Genomic DNA, 16712 nt, shown 5'->3' on the forward strand with positions numbered 1-16712 from the left:
CGGCCTCCTTCCACCACCGCATTCGGGACTCCCATGGCCGACGCCGACGAGGACGACTGGGCCGCAGCCCTCATTGCCCAAAACGAGGCCGGGGGCGATACGTCCCTGGCCGACGAGTGGGGCGCGGCGCTGGCCGAGCAGGGCACCACGACGCATGCGAGCGACGTCGCCGCCGAATGGGCGACGATGATCGAGGACGGGGAGACCGACAATCTTCCCGAACTCGCCGGCAACGACCGCATCCTGAACCAGGATGAGATCGACGGCGTCCTAGGGTTCTCCCTGCGCGAGCTGTCGGCCTCGGGCGCCGGCGGCGTGCGCGCCATCGTGGATTCGGGCGTCGTCCAGTACGAACGCCTGCCGATGCTGGAGATCGTCTTCGACCGGATGATCCGGTTGCTGTCGACGAGCCTGCGCAATTTCTTCCAGGACAACGTCGAGGTGACCCTCGACAACATCACCTCGGTGCGCTTCGGCGATTACCTCAACGCCATCCCCCTCCCGACGCTTCTGGGCGTGTTCCGGGCCGACGCGTGGGAGAATTCCGGCCTCGTCACCGTCGAATCGAACCTCGCCTACTCGACGATGGACCTGCTGCTGGGCGGCAAGCGCGGCGGCACCTCGACGCGCCTCGACGGCAGGCCCTTCACCACCATCGAGATGCAGCTCGTCCGCCGCCTCGTGGAGATTATCCTCAGCGACCTCGAACTCTCGTTCCAGCCGCTCTCCCCCGTGCGCTTCGCCATCGACCGGATCGAGACCAACCCGCGCTTCGCCACCATCACCCGCCCGGCCAACGCCGCGATCCTGATCAGCCTCAAGCTCGACATGGACGGGCGCGGCGGCCTGCTTCAGATCCTGTTCCCCTACGCCACCATCGAGCCGATCCGTGAACTGCTCATGCAGAGCTTCATGGGCGAGAAGCTCGGCCGCGACCACGTCTGGGAAAGCCATCTCGCCACGGAGATCTGGCAGGCGGACGCGACCATGGAGGCGGTGCTGCACGAAACGATGCTGCCCCTGAAGAAGGTGCTGTCCCTCAAGGTCGGCGACACCCTGATGTTCGACACCAAGCCCTCCGACCTCATCTCCGTGCGCTGCGGGGACTGGGCCCTGACGCAGGGCCGCATCGGCAGGGTCGACGACAGTATCGCCGTGCAGTTGACCCGGCCGCTGCGCCGGTCACGCACCACGTTCCAGGCCTTCGAAGCCTCCATGAACAACCGCAACGACGGGTGAGCCCACCATGAGTCTCCTCGTCACCCTGACGGCCGACGTTCTCGTGGCCATCCTGCTCGTCGCGACCATCGTGTCCTGTATCCGCCTCAGCCGACGCATCGCGCGCATGAAGGCCGACGAAGCCGGCATGCGGCAGACCATCGGCGAACTGATGGTCGCCAGCACCACCGCCGAGCGTGCCGTCGCGGGCTTGCGGGCGACCCTCGACGAATGCGATCGGACCCTGGCCGACCGCCTCGCCACCGCCGAGCGTTACGCCGCCGACCTGTCGACCCACGTCGCCGCCGGCGAAGCGGTCATCGGCCGGATCTCGGCCATCGTCGCCCAAGCCGGGGGAGGGCAAACCGGCGCGGGTCGAACCCAGGCGAGCACCCTCAGGGCACCGCCCATGGCCGACACGGCCGTCCGGCCCCATCCGCCGATCGTCCCGCCGCAGACCCGTACGCCCGCGGAAGTTCCGGCGAGCCCTAACGGTGAACGCCTCGGCGCCGCCGCCGCCGCCGCCCTCGCCATGTCGGAGCGGGCCCTCGGCCGCCTGCGGAGCAAGGCCGCATGACGACGCCGGTGCCGACCCGGATTCCCAGCCAAGCCAAGAAGCCCGGTCCGGCCAAGCAGCCTGGATCGTCCAAGAAGCCCGGTTCGGCGGGGAAGCCGAGCCTGCGGCTTCGCTTTCCGCAGCCGCGCCCGATCAAACTTCGGCTCGTCGATGCCGTCACCCTCGCGGCCGTCGGCCTTCTGGTGCTGAAGCTCGCCGCGCTGACGGTCGAGGATGCGAAGCCGGTGCCGGGTGCGCCCCTGCCGGACTTCGCCCGTGTTCTCTCCAAGGCACGCACGGGGTACGAGCCGTCGGATCCGGCCACCACCGGCTCCGTGACGCCCAAGGAACCGGAAAAGCCGGCCGCCGAGCCCACGAAGGCACCGACCCGGCCCCCACCGCCTCCGGAAGCGATGCCGGAATCCGAGCGCGCGATCCTCGAACGCCTGTCGACGCGCCGTGAGACGCTCAAGCAGCGCAGCGATGCCCTCGATCTGCGCGAGCAGCTGATCGGCACGGCCGAGCGCAAGCTCGAAACCGGCATCGATGCCCTGAAACAGGGTGAAGGCAGCGCGGAGGGCGGCGCGACCCAGCGGGCGGAGGCGGAGAAGGCGGCGCTGAAGAACATCGTCACCATGTACGAGACGATGAAGCCCAAGGACGCCGCCCGGGTGTTCGACCGTCTCACCCTGGAGGTGCTGGTGCCCATCGTGCTGGCGATGAACCCGCGCAAGATGGCGGAGGTTCTCGCCCTGATGCAGTCGGAGCCGGCGGAGAAACTCACCGTCGCCCTCGCCAACCGCGCCCGCGGCATGGCGCCGGCACAGGCCCCGGTGGTCGCCGGCCTCGGCCCCAACGAGCTGCAGGCCATCGAGCCTTCCGGCCGGGTGGAACCGAAGCGCTGACGCTTGGGTCTCAGACCATCCTTATGGTTGCGCGCGCCGGGCGTCGGGGTTAGGCGGCAGGCTCGGATGCCACCATACGGCACCGCCCGCCGTCGATCGGAGGGCGGGCTTTCGCGGGAGTGGCGTCGCACACGCTCGAGACGCATCCCTGGAGGCCCAGCTTGTCGCCGCTCTATCCGTTCCGCCCGCAGACCGCCGCGCTGTTCGGCCTGTCCCTGTCGCTCGCACTCCTACCGTTCCTGACCACGCAGACCTTCGCTCAGGACGAGGGCGAGCCGGAGGCGCCCGCTGTGACGGCGCCGAAAGCCAAGCCGAAACCGAAGCCCGCCCCGGCGGCCAAGCCCGCGCCTGCGGCCAAACCGGCTCCCGCCACGATGGCGCCCACGGCCGTCTGGCCTGCCGGCGCGAGTTCGGTCAGCGAGGTCTACGGCGACTGGACCGTCGTCTGCGCCCGGGAAGGCGCCGGGCCGTCGACCTGCACGCTGATGCAGGCCCAAGGGTCGAAGACGGATGGACGCCGCTCCTTCGCCATCGAACTGCGCTCGCCCGCCGAGGGCCGTGCCGCCGGGCTGATCCTGATGCCGCTCGGCGTCAACATCGAGGGCGGCGTCCAGTTCAAGCTCGACGAGGCGGTTCTCGGACAGGGGGCGCCCTATCTGAGCTGCAGCCAGGAAGGCTGCATCGTCCCCGTCAGCTTCCCGACCCTCGCGACGGACACGATGAAGACGGCCAAGGCCCTGACGGTCACGGCCACGCGGCCGGACGCCAAGGAACCGGTGGTCATCACCGTGCCCCTCGGGGGCTTCGGTCCCGCCCTGGCCCGCGCCGCCGCGTTGGCGGGCTGACACCGATGCGGTGGTGATCCGGCGCGCGCCGGCACCGCCGACGAACCGACCGAGAGCCAAGCGCAACAAAAATCCGCGCCCGACGAGACCATCGGCTCGGTCACACTCACGAGGAAACGCCCATGAAGTCCGTTCTGACCGCCTGCGTGTTCGCCGCCCTGGCGACGGCGCCCGCCCTCGCCCAGACGACACCGGACGCTCCGCCACCCGATGCCGCCGCACCGGAGAACAGGCCTCCGGAAACGAAGGCCGAACGCCAGCGCAACAGCGCCGCCAAACTCTCCGGGCTCCTGTACTTCGTGCAGAATGCGTGTCCGGACCTGCAGCCCGACTACGCCCGCTTCAAGACCGTGGTCTCTAGCCTCGGGGTGACCCTGGAAGACCTCTCGGCCGGCGACCTCCTGTTGCGGTCGCGCACCTACACCGAGGTCTACACCAAGGACACGCCCGCGAACTGCACCCGGGCCGAGGCCAATTTCGGTCCGGCCGGGACGACGATCCCCGGGCTCGTCGTCAAGCGGGCGGCACAGTAGCGCCGCGCCCGGCTTTTAAGCCCACGTTAGCCCTGGCCTGAGAGAGTACCAGGACGGTGTGGCGTATGGCGCCCGTCTCGCGGTGCGAGTCGGGTGCCCCTCGGGTTTGGCGAATTCTGCGATGGGTCTGGGTGCCGGTATCGCGACTCGACGGCGTCGGCCCCTGGCCGGCCTCGCCGCGGCGTCGATCCTCGCCGGTCTGGTCCTGTGCGGACCCGCCGATGCAGGGCGCCTGACATCGGCTGCCGGCACGCAGGCCGAGCGCTACGGCCGTATCGCCCTGAGCTTCGACACCGCCGTCACGGTCAAGGCTCGGATTTCGGGGGCGGTTCTCGTCATCACCTTCTCGGAGCGCAGTCCCGCCTTCGCGGAACGCCTCGCCGCGCAGATGCCGGACTACGTGTCCGTGGTCCGGCGGGATCCCGACGGGGCCGGCCTGCGGCTCGCCCTGCAACGGCCCTATCGCGTCAACGTGCAGAGCGCGGGCGAGACGACGTTCATCGATCTCCTGCCCCTCGACTGGGCCGGTCTGCCGCCCCCCCTGCCGCCCGAGATCGTGGCCGAGCTGTTCGCCCGGACCCAGGCCGCCGAGGCCGCCCTGCGCGCTGCCCGTCCGAAGCCGCCCGAGCCCGTCCGGCTGCCCCTGGAACTGGCCCTTCGCCCCAACCTCATGCGCCTCAGCCTGCGTCTGCCCGAATCCGCGACGGCGCGGTTCGAGCGCGACGGCGCGGCCACGCGCCTCGACCTGCCCGGCGCATGGCGGATCGACGACACCGCGACGCGCGGACGTCTGAAGCCCGCGGTGGCGGCCCTGTCCGTGGAGGGGGATGCGGCGGGCGCCCGTCTGCTGGTGACCCCCGCGGACGGGTACGAGGTCACCCATACGCGCGACGCCGACGGCGTCACCCTCGATCTGATCCCCAAGGCCCGGGAGACGAAGCCGTCCGAGGCCCGCGCGGCGGACCCCACGGCCGACGTCAAGCCCGCGGCGGTTGAGCCCAACCCGTCCTCCGGCGCGCCCGCGACCGCTCCGGTGCAGCCGGTCGCAGGCGCGCCGGCAAAGCCGCCGGCCGTCGTTGCGCGAGCGGCCGTGATCCGTCCCGCCGGCCCCGGGTTGGTGTTTCCCTTCGAGCGGATGCCGGCCGCGGCCCTGTTCGAGCGGGCGGGCATCGCCACCCTCGTGTTCGAGACGCCGGGCCCCGTGAGCGTTCCATCGGGCGATCCGATCCTGACGCCCCTGGGGCCGCCCGTGCGAACGGGTGGTTTCGTCACTCTGCGGTTCCCCGTCCCGCGCGAGCGTCTACTCGACCTCGTTCCGGTCGGCCCCACCGAGGCTCCGACGGGCTGGGAGCTCGTGGCGGGCACGGATCTCGCGGCGAGCGAATCCCTATCGGCGGTTCGGAATGCGGGGGCGAACGGGCGCCTCGGCGTCGGGGTGAAGCTGCCCAGCCCCGGCGGCGCGACCTGGCTCGACCTCGACGGAGAGCGCATCGGCGTCGTCACCGGTCACGGTCCGAAGCCCGCCGGCATCGCGAAGCGTCAGGCCTTCGTCGATTTCGAGTTGCTGCCGAGCCGGCAGGGCATCGCCGTCCTGGCGCAGGCGGACGATCTGCTGGTCCGGCCGGACCTCGACGGTGTCTCCATCGGCCGGGATTCCGGCCTGGCCGTGTCGGGCGTCGCGCGGGCGACCGATGCACCGCTGGCGGCCGTCGCCGATCTCGCCGTCGATCGCGGCCCCTGGGAGGCCTCGCGCCGGGGTGACGTTCGGGAGCTCCTGCGCCACCAGCTCGAAGCGGTGACGGAGGCGTCCCGCGTCGCCCGCGGTCCCCTGCGCCTGACCCTGGCCAGGAGTTTCCTCGCGAACGGCCTCTCGATCGAGGCTTACGGCGTCCTCAAGGTCGCGGTGGCGGAGGATCCGGTGCTGGCCGGCCAGCGCGATGTCTCCCTTCTCATCGCCATTGCGGCCGCCCGCATGGGCCACACGGGCGAGGCACGGCGCATTCTGGAGAGCGACGGCCTGAAATCCGATCCGGAGGTGCGCCTGTGGCAGGGCTACCTCGACGCCCTAGCGGGCCAGTGGGCCAAGGCCGACGGGGCGTTCCGGGAGACCGCCGGCATCCTCGAACGGTACCCCGACGATCTGCAGATCCTCCTGCGCAGCGCGGCCGCCGAAGCGACCATCGAGGCGGGCGACTGGGACTCGGCGAGCCGCCACATCACCCTGGCGGGGGCGCGCTTTCCGGAGCGGCCGCTGCGCGATCGGCTCGCACTCCTGCGCGCCCGCATCGACGAGGTCACGGGCCGCACCACCGTCGCCCTGGAGAGCTACCGCCGCCTCGCGGAAGCGGGGGACGGCCCCGTCGCGGCGGATGCCGCGTTGCGCGCCGCCATCCTGGGCCATGCCTCGGCCAAGCTGCCGCTCACCGAAGCCATCGACCGGATCGAGACCCTGTCGCTCACCTGGCACGGCGACGAGATCGAGACCCGGGCGATCGCGGCCCTCGCCAATCTCTACAAGGAGGCCGGGCGCTGGCGTCAGGCCTTCACGGCCGCGCGACGGGCCGACGCCCTGCGCGGCCAGTCGCCCATCGCCCGCACCCTGCACGATTCGGCCCTGGCCCTCTTCGACGAGCTCTATCTGGGCGAGCGCGGCGCGAACCTGTCCGGCGTCGAGGCCCTGGCGCTGTACTTCGACTTCAAGGACTACGCCCCGATCGGTCGGCGGGGCGACGAGATCGTGCGCCGCCTCTCGGATCGCCTGGTGGAGCTCGACCTCCTCGACTCCGCCGGGGACCTGCTGCAGCATCAGGTGGACCACCGCCTCGCCGGGCCGGCCCGTGCCGAGGTGGCCGCGCGGCTCGCCACCATCCGGCTCATGGACGAGAAGCCGCTGGCCGCGCTCCAGGTCCTCGACGCGACCTATCTGCCCGAACTGCCGGAGGATCTGCGCCGGGCCCGCGCGTTCCTCCGGGCACGCGCCCTGTCCGACCTTTCGCGGACGGACCTCGCCCTGGAGACCATCGAGGGCGAGCCGGGGGCCGATGCGGCGCGCCTGCGGGCCGACATCCTGTGGACCGGACGGCGCTGGCGCGAGGCCGGCGAGGCGCACGAGACCCTGGTGAGCGAGGCTTGGCGCCAACGGGCCCCCCTGGACGACAAGGAGCGGACCGACGTCCTACGCGCCGCCATCGCGTACGGGCTGGCCGGCGAAACCCTGAGCCTGGAACGCCTGCGGGCGAAGTTCGCCGACCCGATGGCGGACAGCATCGACGCGCGCACCTTCGCCCTGCTGACCCAGCCCAATGCCGTGCGCACGGCGGGCTTCCGCGAGATCGCCCAGAAGGTCACGAGTGCAGAGACCCTGCGATCCTTCCTTACGGAGTACCGCAAGCGCTATCCCGACGCCGCCGTGCCCGAGCGGGGCAAGCGCGAGGGCGAGGCCCGCGCCGATGCGCAGGGACCGGCAACCCCGCCCGGCTGATCGGGACCGCCGGGCTGACCGGTGCCGAGCCGCGAGGCAAGTCTTCTCCGTCGCGCGGCTTTTTCAGGTGCCGTAGCTCTGCACCAGGGACCCGGCCACCAGGGTCCAGCCGTCGACGAGGACGAAGAAGATCAGCTTGAACGGCAGGGCCACCGTGGCGGGCGGCACCATCATCATGCCCACCGCCATGAGGATCGACGCCACCACGAGATCGATGATCAGGAACGGGATGAACAGGAGAAAGCCGATCTCGAAGGCCCGCCGGAGTTCCGAGATCATGAAGGCCGGGGTGACGATTTCGAGGCCGATGGCCTCAGGGCCGGACGGGACCGGCACCTTCGCCATGTCGAGGAACAGCTTGAGATCCTTCTCCCGGACGTTCTTCAGCATGAACGCCTTGAACGGCGCCGAGGCGCGCTCGAACGCGACGCTCTGGGTGATCTGACCGGCGATGAGGGGCTCGATCCCGGTGCGGTAGGCTTCCCGCCCGACGGGGGCCATGACGAAGGCCGTGAGGAAGAGCGCGAGGCTCGTGACCACGGCGTTGGGCGGCGCACTCTGGGTGCCCAGCGCCGAGCGCAGGATCGAGAACACCACCACGATCCGGGTGAACGAGGTCGCCATCACGAGGACCGAGGGCGCAAGCGCCAGGACCGTGATGAGGGCGACGAGCTGCAGCGCGCGCTCGGTGACGCCGCCGGCGCCGAGATCGACGGAGAGGCTCTGTGCCGTGGCCGCGCTCGCCGCCAGGGTCAGGCCGAGCGCCGTCGCAGCGAGCGCGACGGCGCAGCGTTTGGATCGGATCATCGTGGTTCCGCAGGGATCTGGCGGGGCGTCGCGCGATGCGATTCCCCGGAACGTCGCGTCCTCCACCGCAAACCTGTCGGTGTCATGACCGAAGCGGGGCCAGCCGAAGCGGGCCCGGCGGTCAGCTCTTCTTGTCGAGGGGACGGCCGAGCAGCCGGGCGAATTCGGCCTCGATCTCCTCGACGGAGAACGGGTTCGGTGCCGGAGCGGCCTTCGTCGGCGCGGGCTTGACCGGATCGGGCTTGACCGGCTCGGGCGCCGGCGGCGGGGCCTCCGGCGCGAGGGGTGGCGCCACCGGTCCGTCGGGGGGCAGCGCGGAAGGGTCCAAGTCGAGTCCAGAACGGTCGAGTCCGGAACGGTCCGGCTCGGTCACGGGGGCGGCGGGTTGGGGGGCTTCGAACAGGTCGTCGGCCTGCCCCGCATCGAGCTCGGGCGCCTCGGCGGTCGCGGCCATGGCGGCGGCGATCGGGTCGACGGCTTCGGGCTCGGCCGGCCGGGGCTCCGCGAAGGTGGGGGCGGCGGCCGGTTCGGCGACGGCGGCGACGGGGGTGAACACCGCCTCGGGTTGCGCCCGAGGCTCCGCCATCATCACGGGCGCGGGCGCGGGGATCGGAGCCGGCTCCGGGGCGACCACGAAGGTCGGCGCGGGCGGCGCCGGCACGGGTTCGCGGTTCGGCTCGGGCAGGCGCGGGGGCGCCGCGGCGGGAGACGGGCGGCGCACGGCCTGTTCGAGCTGGCGGGCCATGTCGGAGAGGATGGCCGCGTCGAAGCTGCGCTGCGGCACCGGCGCCTCGGGGCGAACTTCAGGAATCGGCTCGGGATCGGGGCGGGACGCATCCTCGGCGGCCTGGGCACGCTTGGCCGCGCCGGGCACGAGGTTGGCGAGGGAGGGCGGCAGGCGACGGGCCGGGCGCGACGCGGGGGGGTCGGTGCGGGGCGCCGGCTCGGTGGCCGGTTCGCGGATGCGAGCCGTCTCGGCGGCAAAACTCGGTTCTGGGGAACGGGTCGGCTCGGGCGCGCGCGGCGGCTCCGGCACGAAGATGTCCGCCGTGTCGGGTGCGGAGAGGTCGAGAGGGCGGCCGACGCTCGCCGGGCGGGTGGTCGAGCCGGGCAGGGGCGGGGCCACCACCACCGGCATCTCGAACGCCGGTTCGAAGGCCGGCTGGAACCGGGGCGGCTCGAGGGAGGCGGCGGGCTCCGCCTCGGATTCCAGCTCGGGCTCCCGGCGGGCCGCCTCGTCGGTGCCGAGCCGCGCGCCGACGCCGCGCGAGATGTTGCGCTCGATCACGACGTCGTTGGGGCCGCCCACGAGGAGCAGGTGCTCGACGTTGTCCCGCCGCAGCAGGATGAGCTGACGCTGCCGGTCGAGTTCGTAGATGTCGACGATGCCGAGGCGCGGCTGGCGTCCCCGCGCACCGAGTTTCGTCGAGAGGGCGTGGCCCCGGCCGGTCAGGCGGCGAAAGGCGAACACCACGGCGGCCAACACCGCGAAGATCACGATGAAGATGATCGCGAACTGGATCGTCGAGGAGCCGTCTGAACTGAAGAACGAAGACAAGACCGGGGTCTCTCGCTTTTTAGGGGCCACCGGCCCGACGCAACGCTGGTGGAAGCACTATCACGCCCGCGCCGAGCCGGGGCAACAACGTTAAGACTTCGTTAACAGGCTGTTGATGCGGCGGCCGACTGTTCCGCCGGCGCAGGATCTTAACGCGGCGTTAACCATGGGCACGGCAGATTTTGCCCATCGCCCGGCAATTCCAACCGGGCGCGGTCGCTGGAGATCGCACCGTGTCCGTCACCGACCTGCCCACCCTCGGCATGCTGCGCACCCGGATGCAGTGGCACCAGACCCGCCAGAAGATCCTGGCCGAGAACGTCGCCAACGCCGACATGCCGGGGTTCAAGCCGCGCGACCTGGCGAACCCCGATCTCGGTCGCGGCGGCGGCGGCGGTACCCTGGCGATGACCCAACCCGTGGGCGCGTCGGGGGGCAGCCTCGCGGTGACGAGCCCGGCGCATATCGCCCTCGCCGGGATGGGGGAGGGGCCAGGCGCCGATCCGCGCCGGGTCCGGGGCTTCGAGATCAGGCCGAGCGGAAACGGTGTGAATCTCGAGGAGGAGATGATCAAGGCCGCCGACAACCAGGGCAGCTACGGCCTGGCCTCGTCCATGTACCAGAAGAGCCTCGAGACCCTGAAGATCGCCATCGGCAAGCGCTGACCGACCCGCCGATCCTCCGCCCGCTGAACGCCCCTCGACGACGGTAGAGCGCCATGGACTTCCTCAAATCCCTCACCACCTCGGCCTCCGGCCTCAAGGCCCAGTCGAGCCGCATGCGGGTCATCGCCGAGAACATCGCCAACGCCGAATCGGCCCCCACCACGCCCGGCGGCGAGCCCTATCGGCGCAAGATCCCGACCTTCACCCAGCAGGTCGACCGCGAGACCGGGGCGAGCCTCGTCGAGACCGGGCGCGTGCGCCGCGACTCAGCCCCGTTCCGGGTCAAGCACGATCCGGGCAATCCGGCCGCCAACGCGAAGGGCGACGTGAGCCTGCCCAACGTCAACGGGCTCATCGAGAACATGGACATGCGCGAGGCCCAGCGCTCGTACGAGGCCAACCTCAACATGGTCACCGCCACCCGTCGGATGATGGCAAAGACCCTCGAGATCCTCAAAGCCTGATCCGCACTCCCTCGCGCGAAAGACACTCCATGGCCACCAACGCCTTCGCCGCCGGAGCCTATGCCGCGGTCCAGAACATCGGCGCCAAGGGCGCGATGGCCAAGGCCGCGCCGGTCGCCAGCCCGCAGGGCATGAACTTCGGCGCGATGCTGTCCTCGACCCTGGATTCCGTGGGCGAGGCCGGCCGCCGGGCCGACACCCAGGCCCTGGCGGTGGCCGGCGGCAAGGCCAACGTCGTCGACGTGGTCACGGCGGTGGCCGAGAGCGAGACCGCCCTCCAGACCATGGTCGCCGTGCGCGACCGCATGATCTCGGCCTACGAAGAGATCATGCGGATGCAGATCTAGGGGTAAGACCCACGTCCGCTTCTCCCTGCGCGAGGGCGGGACGATCTGAGGTGAACCGCACCGTCTTTCCGGGGCGCCGGAGGCGAAGCCGGAACCCAGAGCCGCCGACAGCGGAAGACCTTGCAAAACGTGAGTTTCTCGATCCCGGGTTCCGCTGAGCGGCCCCGGGATGACAAGGCCCCGGGATGACACGGGGCCGGAGATTTCCGAAGGCCCGAGCCGTCGAACGCGTTCAACTTTTCCACCTGCTCCTCAGAATCCGAAACGAAGCACCCCCATGACCGGCCTCGCCATCATCGACGTCGCGCGCGACGGCATCTTCGTCTTCCTGAAGGTCGCGGGGCCGACCATGCTGGTCGCCCTCGTGGTCGGCCTCGTGATCTCCCTGCTGCAGGCCCTGACCCAGATCCAGGAACAGACCCTGATCTACGTGCCCAAGATCGTCGCCGTGTTCGCCACCCTGCTGTTCATGCTGCCCTTCATGGGCGACGCCATGGGTGGCTACATGACCCGCATCGCCGCCCGCATCGTCTCCGGGGGGTGACGCCTGCCATGACGGGCCGCGAACCTGCCGTGAAGGGCCGCGAACCTGCCATGACGGGCCGCGAACCTGCTATGACGGGCCATGAACCTGCTCCTGCCCGGCATCGCGGCGGCCTTCCTCCTCACCTTCGCGCGGGTCGGCACCCTGGTGATGCTGCTGCCGGGGGTCGGCGAGCAGCTCGTGTCGCCGCGCCTCCGCCTGGCCTTCGCGCTGCTGCTCACCCTCGTGCTGTTCCCGACCGTGCGGCCGCTCCTGCCGATGCAGGGCGAGGCCATCGCCGGGCCGGGGCTCATCGCCCTGCTGTTCGGCGAGGTGCTGGTCGGGCTGGTGCTGGGCCTCAGCGTGCGGATGGTGCTCGCCGCCCTGCAGGTCGCCGGCGTGGTGATGTCGCAGCAGCTCGGCCTGTCCTACGCCATGACCGTCGATCCGACGCAGGGCGGCCAGCAGACGGCGCTGGGCAATTTCCTGGCGCTCCTCGGCGTCACCCTCATCGTGGCCACCGACCTGCATCACATCGCCCTCGCGGCCATCGGCCGGAGCTACGTGCTGCTGCCGCCGGACGGCGTACCGGGGTTCGGCGAGGCGGCGGCCCTGGCCCTGAAGGCCATCGCGCGGGGCTTTGCGCTGGGTGTGCAGATCTCGGCGCCGTTCATCGCCTTCGGCATCCTGTTCAACGTCGGGCTCGGCGTGCTCGCCCGGCTGATGCCGCAGATGCAGGTGTTCTTCGTTGCCGTGCCGGCCTCGGTGCTCATCGGCATGCTGGTGCTGCTCGGGAGTCTGGGCGTGATGATGGGGGTGTTCCTGGACGATATCGGGCGTTACCTCGCGGACCTCGCCGGGCGATGAGCCGCGCTTCCGGCAGCACGGGGGCCTGACCCATGTCCGACGATGCGGATCCGGAAGACAAGACCGAAGACCCGACTCCGCGGCGCATCGAGAAGGCCATCGAGCAGGGCAACGTCCCCAACTCCGTCGAGATCAACACGCTCTTCATCCTGGCGGCCTTCACCCTGGCCCTGGTGATGGCGTCGGGCTCCATCGCGCGCGAACTCGTGGCCGGCATGCGCGGCTTCCTCATGAACGCCCACGCGGTGCCCTCCGACCCGCACGTCTACGCCGCCATGGGCCTGCGCACGATGCTGCTGTACGCCCAGGCGCTCGCCATCCCGGTGGGGCTGGTGGTGGTGGCGGGGCTGGCCGCGGGCCTGCTCCAGCACCCCCTGGTGTTCTCCGTCGAAGCCATCGGGCTGAAATGGGAGCGGCTCTCGCCCATGGCCGGCGTCAAGCGCATCTTCGGCAAGGAGGCGATGTTCCAGTTCGTGAAGGGGCTGGCCAAGCTCGCCATGGTGGGCATCGTCGGTGGCACCATCCTGTGGGGCGAGCGCGACCGCCTCGACGCGTTCGTGCGCCTCGACCTCACCGCCACCCTGGCGGCGATCCTGGCCATCTGCCTCAAGCTCATGGGCGGCATGCTGGCGGTGTTCGTCGTCATCGCCATGGGCGACGCCCTGTACCAGCGCTTCCAGTGGCGGCAGAAGCTGCGCATGTCCAAGGAGGAGATGAAGCAGGAGCACAAGGAGAGCGACGGCAACCCCGAGGTGAAGGGCCGGATGAAGCAGATCCGCGCCCAGCGGGTGAAGAAGCGCATGATGGCGGCCGTGCCCACCGCCACCGTCATCGTCACCAACCCGACCCACTACGCCGTGGCCCTGCGCTACGAGGCCGGCATGCAGGCGCCGATCTGCGTCGCCAAGGGCGTCGACAGCCTGGCGCTCCGCATCCGGGCGCTCGCCAAGGAACACGGCGTGCCGGTGCTGGAGAACCCGCCGCTGGCCCGCGCGCTGCACGCCACCGTGGACATCGACGAGGAGATCCCGGCCGAGCATTACCGGGCCGTCGCCGAGGTCATCGGCTTCGTCATGCGCCTGCGGCGCCGGGCGGCGTGAGCCTTTCGGCGTGTGCGAGATCGGCCAAGCACCACGGTTTGTGCACCTTTTTCCCCGCAATTTAACGGAAGCCGTGGCGGGATGACCCTTGCCGCGCGTGCGGACCGGGCGCTAACCGGTAGGCGCAAGAAAGGTGGATCGACCCGGGATGGCTGAGTTCAGCGGACCAACCAAGGCCGCGTCGAACGCGATCGACCGGTCCGAGCGGCCGGGCCGCGTCGGATTGCTCCTGGTCCTGGCGGGGCTGCTGGTGGGGGCGGCCGTCGGCCTGTCCTTCGTCGCCAACGAGCAGGCCCAGCCGCTCATCCTCGGCCTCCTGGCGCTGCTCGCCATGGCGGGCGTGTTCTGCCTGTTTGCGCTCGCCATCGGCGCGCTCCAGCTCGCCGGGCAGACGGGACGCGACGACATCACCAAGGCCATCGTCGACGCCTCGCCCGAGGGCACCATCGTGGTGGAGGAGGGCGGCCGGCTCATCTACGCCAACGAGGCCTACCTCACCATCGCGGGCGGTGAGAGCTTCGCCAACCTGCGGGCCGTGGAACGGGTCTTCGTCGGCTCGCCCGAGGTGTCGGAGGCAGTCTACCGCCTGGCCCAGGCCGCCCGCGAGGGCCTCGGCCACGGCGAGGAGATCCGCATGGCGCCGCCGCCCGACGGGGCCGGCGACCGCGCCTTCGCGTGGTACCGCATCGCCGTGCGGCCCATCGACCGACCGCGCCGGCCCGCCGCCCTGTGGACCGTGAGCGACATCACCCACGAGCGCGAGCGCCAGGAGAACGTCTTCCAGGAGCTCCAGCACGCCATCGACTACCTCGACCACGCCCCCGCCGGTTTCCTCTCCATCGATCCGGCCGGATCCGTCGTCTACATGAACGCCACCCTGGCGACCTGGCTCGGCTACGACCTCGCCACCGTGGGCTCGGGCGGCCTGCGCCTGCCCGAGATCGCGCCGGGCGCCGACGTGCTCACCGCCACGGGGGGACAGGCCGGCGAGGTGCGGACCGACCGGTTCGACCTCGATCTGCGCCGCCGCAACGGCCACCCCCTGCCGGCCCGGCTCTACCACCGCGTCGCCTTCGGGCAGGACGGCAAGCCCGGGTCCTCGCGCACCATCGTGCTCAACCGCTCGGCCGGCGCGGAGACCGACGAGCCCCAGCGCGCGGCGGAAGTGCGCCTCGCGCGCTTCCTCAACAACAGCCCCATCGCCATCGCGACGGTGGACCACGCCGGCCACATCGCCCGCGCCAACGCCTCGTTCGCGCGCCTGTTCGGCGGCACCCCGCGCCAAGCGATGCCGGACGGGCACGGCAGCCTCAACGCCGAGCCGACCATCTGGGACGCCCTGGTGGAGCGCGACCGCGCCGCCCTGGAGACGGCCCTGACCAAGGCGTCCGGCGGGCTCGCCGCCATCGAGCCCATCGAGGTGATGCTGACGGGGGCGGGCAACCGCTCGGCCCGGGTCTGGCTCAGCCCCGCCGGCGTCGAGGGCGCCGCGGAAGGGGCTCCGGCCCCAGGTACGCCCGGTCAAGGTACTCCCGGTCAAGGCACCAAGGCCGATGAATCCGGTGACCGCGAACGGGTGATCCTCTACGCCCTGGACACCACCGCCCAGCGCCAGCTCGAACAGCAGGTCGCCCAGGCCCAGAAGATGGACACCGTAGGCCAGCTCGCCGGCGGCATCGCGCACGACTTCAACAACGTCCTGCAGGCGATCATCGGCTACTCGGACCTGCTGCTCGCGAGCCACCGGCCCACCGACCCGGCGTTCCAGGACATCATGCAGATCAAGCAGAACGCCAACCGGGCCGCCAGCCTGGTGCGTCAGCTGCTGGCCTTCTCCCGCCGCCAGACCCTGCGGCCCGAGGTGATGAGCGTCGGCGAGGCCCTGTCCGACCTCACCCTGCTGCTGAAGCGCCTGCTCGGCGAGCGGGTCGACCTCGACCTCAAGCACGGGCGCGAGATCTGGCCGATCAAGGCCGACGTGAACCAGTTCGAGCAGGTCATCGTCAACCTCGCGGTCAACGCCCGCGACGCCATGCCTGAGGGCGGGCGTCTGCTCATCCGCACCGCCAACGTGGTGCACGATTCCACCCCCGAGGAGGCGCGCCTCGGCATGCCGGCGGGCGACCACGTCCTCATCGAGGTCATCGACACCGGCCAGGGCATCCCGCCCGACGTCATGGAGAAGATCTTCGAGCCGTTCTTCACCACCAAGGAGATCGGCAAGGGCACGGGCCTCGGCCTCTCGACGGTGTTCGGCATCGTCAAGCAGAGCGGCGGCACCATCGACGTGCGCTCGACGGTGGGGGAGGGCACGACCTTCCGCATCTACTTCCCCCGCCACGAGCCCGTGGCCGAGCCGGAGCCGGCGCCCCTGCCGGCCACGAGCACCACGGGCGAGATCGCCGCCCACCGCCTCAAGGGCACCCCCGAACTCGCCGCCCCGTCGCCGAGGAAGCCCGCGCCCGACCATACCGGCCAGGGCGTGATCCTGCTGGTGGAGGACGAGGATCCCGTGCGTGCCGTCAACAGCCGCGCCCTGTCGGCCCGCGGCTACACGGTGCTGGAGGCGGCCTCCGGCCTCGACGCCCTCAAGATCATCGAGGACAAGAGCCAGACCATCGACCTCGTCGTGTCCGACGTGGTGATGCCCGAGATGGACGGCCCGACCCTGCTTCGGGAACTGCGCAAGCACCACCCCGACCTCAAGGTGATCTTCGTCTCCGGCTACGCCGAGGACGCGTTCCGCAAGAACCTGCCCGAGGGCGAGGATTTCAACTTCCTGCCCAAGCCCTTCAGCCTGAAGCAGCTCGTCGAGACGGTGAAGGAAACCATCGCGCGCTGAT

The 16712-nt window shown here is 70.9% G+C and carries 15 protein-coding genes; 13 read left to right on the forward strand and 2 right to left on the reverse strand.

Going from position 1 to position 16712, the window contains the following annotated elements:
• Positions 1 to 33 precede the first annotated feature (33 nt).
• The 6 genes from fliM (at position 34) to ASF22_RS10305 (ending at position 7538) form a co-directional block, all read left to right on the forward strand.
• Complete coding sequence (fliM, locus tag ASF22_RS10280) at positions 34 to 1239, forward strand: flagellar motor switch protein FliM (RefSeq protein ID WP_056169321.1); 1206 nt, start codon at positions 34 to 36, stop codon at positions 1237 to 1239.
• 7 nt (positions 1240 to 1246) lie between these two features.
• Positions 1247 to 1795 (forward strand): DUF6468 domain-containing protein, encoded by a 549-nt coding sequence (locus tag ASF22_RS10285; protein ID WP_056263852.1) that lies wholly within the window; start codon positions 1247 to 1249, stop codon positions 1793 to 1795.
• The gene (locus ASF22_RS10290; protein ID WP_244474252.1) at positions 1792 to 2679 is read left to right on the forward strand and encodes a hypothetical protein; all 888 of its coding nucleotides are present in this window, start codon (positions 1792 to 1794) and stop codon (positions 2677 to 2679) included. The genes ASF22_RS10285 and ASF22_RS10290 overlap by 4 nt, the downstream gene beginning before the upstream one ends.
• A gap of 161 nt (positions 2680 to 2840) precedes the next feature.
• Positions 2841 to 3524 (forward strand): invasion associated locus B family protein, encoded by a 684-nt coding sequence (locus ASF22_RS10295; RefSeq protein ID WP_082483622.1) that lies wholly within the window; start codon positions 2841 to 2843, stop codon positions 3522 to 3524.
• A gap of 122 nt (positions 3525 to 3646) precedes the next feature.
• Complete coding sequence (locus ASF22_RS10300; RefSeq protein WP_056169326.1) at positions 3647 to 4057, forward strand: hypothetical protein; 411 nt, start codon at positions 3647 to 3649, stop codon at positions 4055 to 4057.
• A 121-nt stretch (positions 4058 to 4178) separates the two neighbouring features.
• On the forward strand, positions 4179 to 7538 hold the full coding sequence (locus ASF22_RS10305; protein WP_056263854.1) for a hypothetical protein: 3360 nt from the start codon (positions 4179 to 4181) through the stop codon (positions 7536 to 7538).
• A 63-nt stretch (positions 7539 to 7601) separates the two neighbouring features.
• Here the strand turns inward: ASF22_RS10305 and fliP are convergent, their stop codons facing one another.
• Positions 7602 to 8345, reverse strand: coding sequence for a flagellar type III secretion system pore protein FliP (gene fliP / locus ASF22_RS10310; RefSeq protein WP_056263856.1), 744 nt, complete (start codon positions 8343 to 8345; stop codon positions 7602 to 7604).
• Positions 8346 to 8466: 121 nt separating this feature from the next.
• Positions 8467 to 9903, reverse strand: a complete 1437-nt coding sequence (locus tag ASF22_RS10315; RefSeq protein WP_056263858.1) for a hypothetical protein — start codon at positions 9901 to 9903, stop codon at positions 8467 to 8469.
• 233 nt (positions 9904 to 10136) lie between these two features.
• Here ASF22_RS10315 and flgB point away from each other — a divergent pair, with 233 nt between their 5' ends.
• The 7 genes from flgB (at position 10137) to ASF22_RS10350 (ending at position 16711) form a co-directional block, all read left to right on the forward strand.
• Positions 10137 to 10568 carry a flagellar basal body rod protein FlgB gene (flgB, locus tag ASF22_RS10320; RefSeq protein WP_056263887.1) on the forward strand — a complete coding sequence of 144 codons (432 nt, stop codon included), beginning with the start codon at positions 10137 to 10139 and terminating at the stop codon, positions 10566 to 10568.
• A gap of 53 nt (positions 10569 to 10621) precedes the next feature.
• Entirely contained in the window at positions 10622 to 11032 is a 411-nt protein-coding gene (gene flgC, locus ASF22_RS10325; protein ID WP_056169338.1) for a flagellar basal body rod protein FlgC, read from the forward strand.
• Positions 11033 to 11061: 29 nt separating this feature from the next.
• Positions 11062 to 11379 (forward strand): flagellar hook-basal body complex protein FliE, encoded by a 318-nt coding sequence (gene fliE / locus ASF22_RS10330; protein ID WP_056169341.1) that lies wholly within the window; start codon positions 11062 to 11064, stop codon positions 11377 to 11379.
• A 277-nt stretch (positions 11380 to 11656) separates the two neighbouring features.
• On the forward strand, positions 11657 to 11923 hold the full coding sequence (gene fliQ, locus ASF22_RS10335; RefSeq protein ID WP_056169344.1) for a flagellar biosynthesis protein FliQ: 267 nt from the start codon (positions 11657 to 11659) through the stop codon (positions 11921 to 11923).
• An 81-nt stretch (positions 11924 to 12004) separates the two neighbouring features.
• The gene (fliR, locus tag ASF22_RS10340) at positions 12005 to 12769 is read left to right on the forward strand and encodes a flagellar biosynthetic protein FliR (protein WP_056169349.1); all 765 of its coding nucleotides are present in this window, start codon (positions 12005 to 12007) and stop codon (positions 12767 to 12769) included.
• A gap of 32 nt (positions 12770 to 12801) precedes the next feature.
• The gene (gene flhB, locus ASF22_RS10345) at positions 12802 to 13869 is read left to right on the forward strand and encodes a flagellar biosynthesis protein FlhB (RefSeq protein ID WP_056263861.1); all 1068 of its coding nucleotides are present in this window, start codon (positions 12802 to 12804) and stop codon (positions 13867 to 13869) included.
• A gap of 148 nt (positions 13870 to 14017) precedes the next feature.
• A complete protein-coding gene (locus ASF22_RS10350; RefSeq protein WP_056263862.1) occupies positions 14018 to 16711 on the forward strand; it encodes an ATP-binding protein in 2694 nt (897 codons plus the stop codon).
• Position 16712 lies beyond the last annotated feature (1 nt).

This window comes from Methylobacterium sp. Leaf87 (assembly GCF_001422775.1).
Taxonomy (GTDB): domain Bacteria; phylum Pseudomonadota; class Alphaproteobacteria; order Rhizobiales; family Beijerinckiaceae; genus Methylobacterium.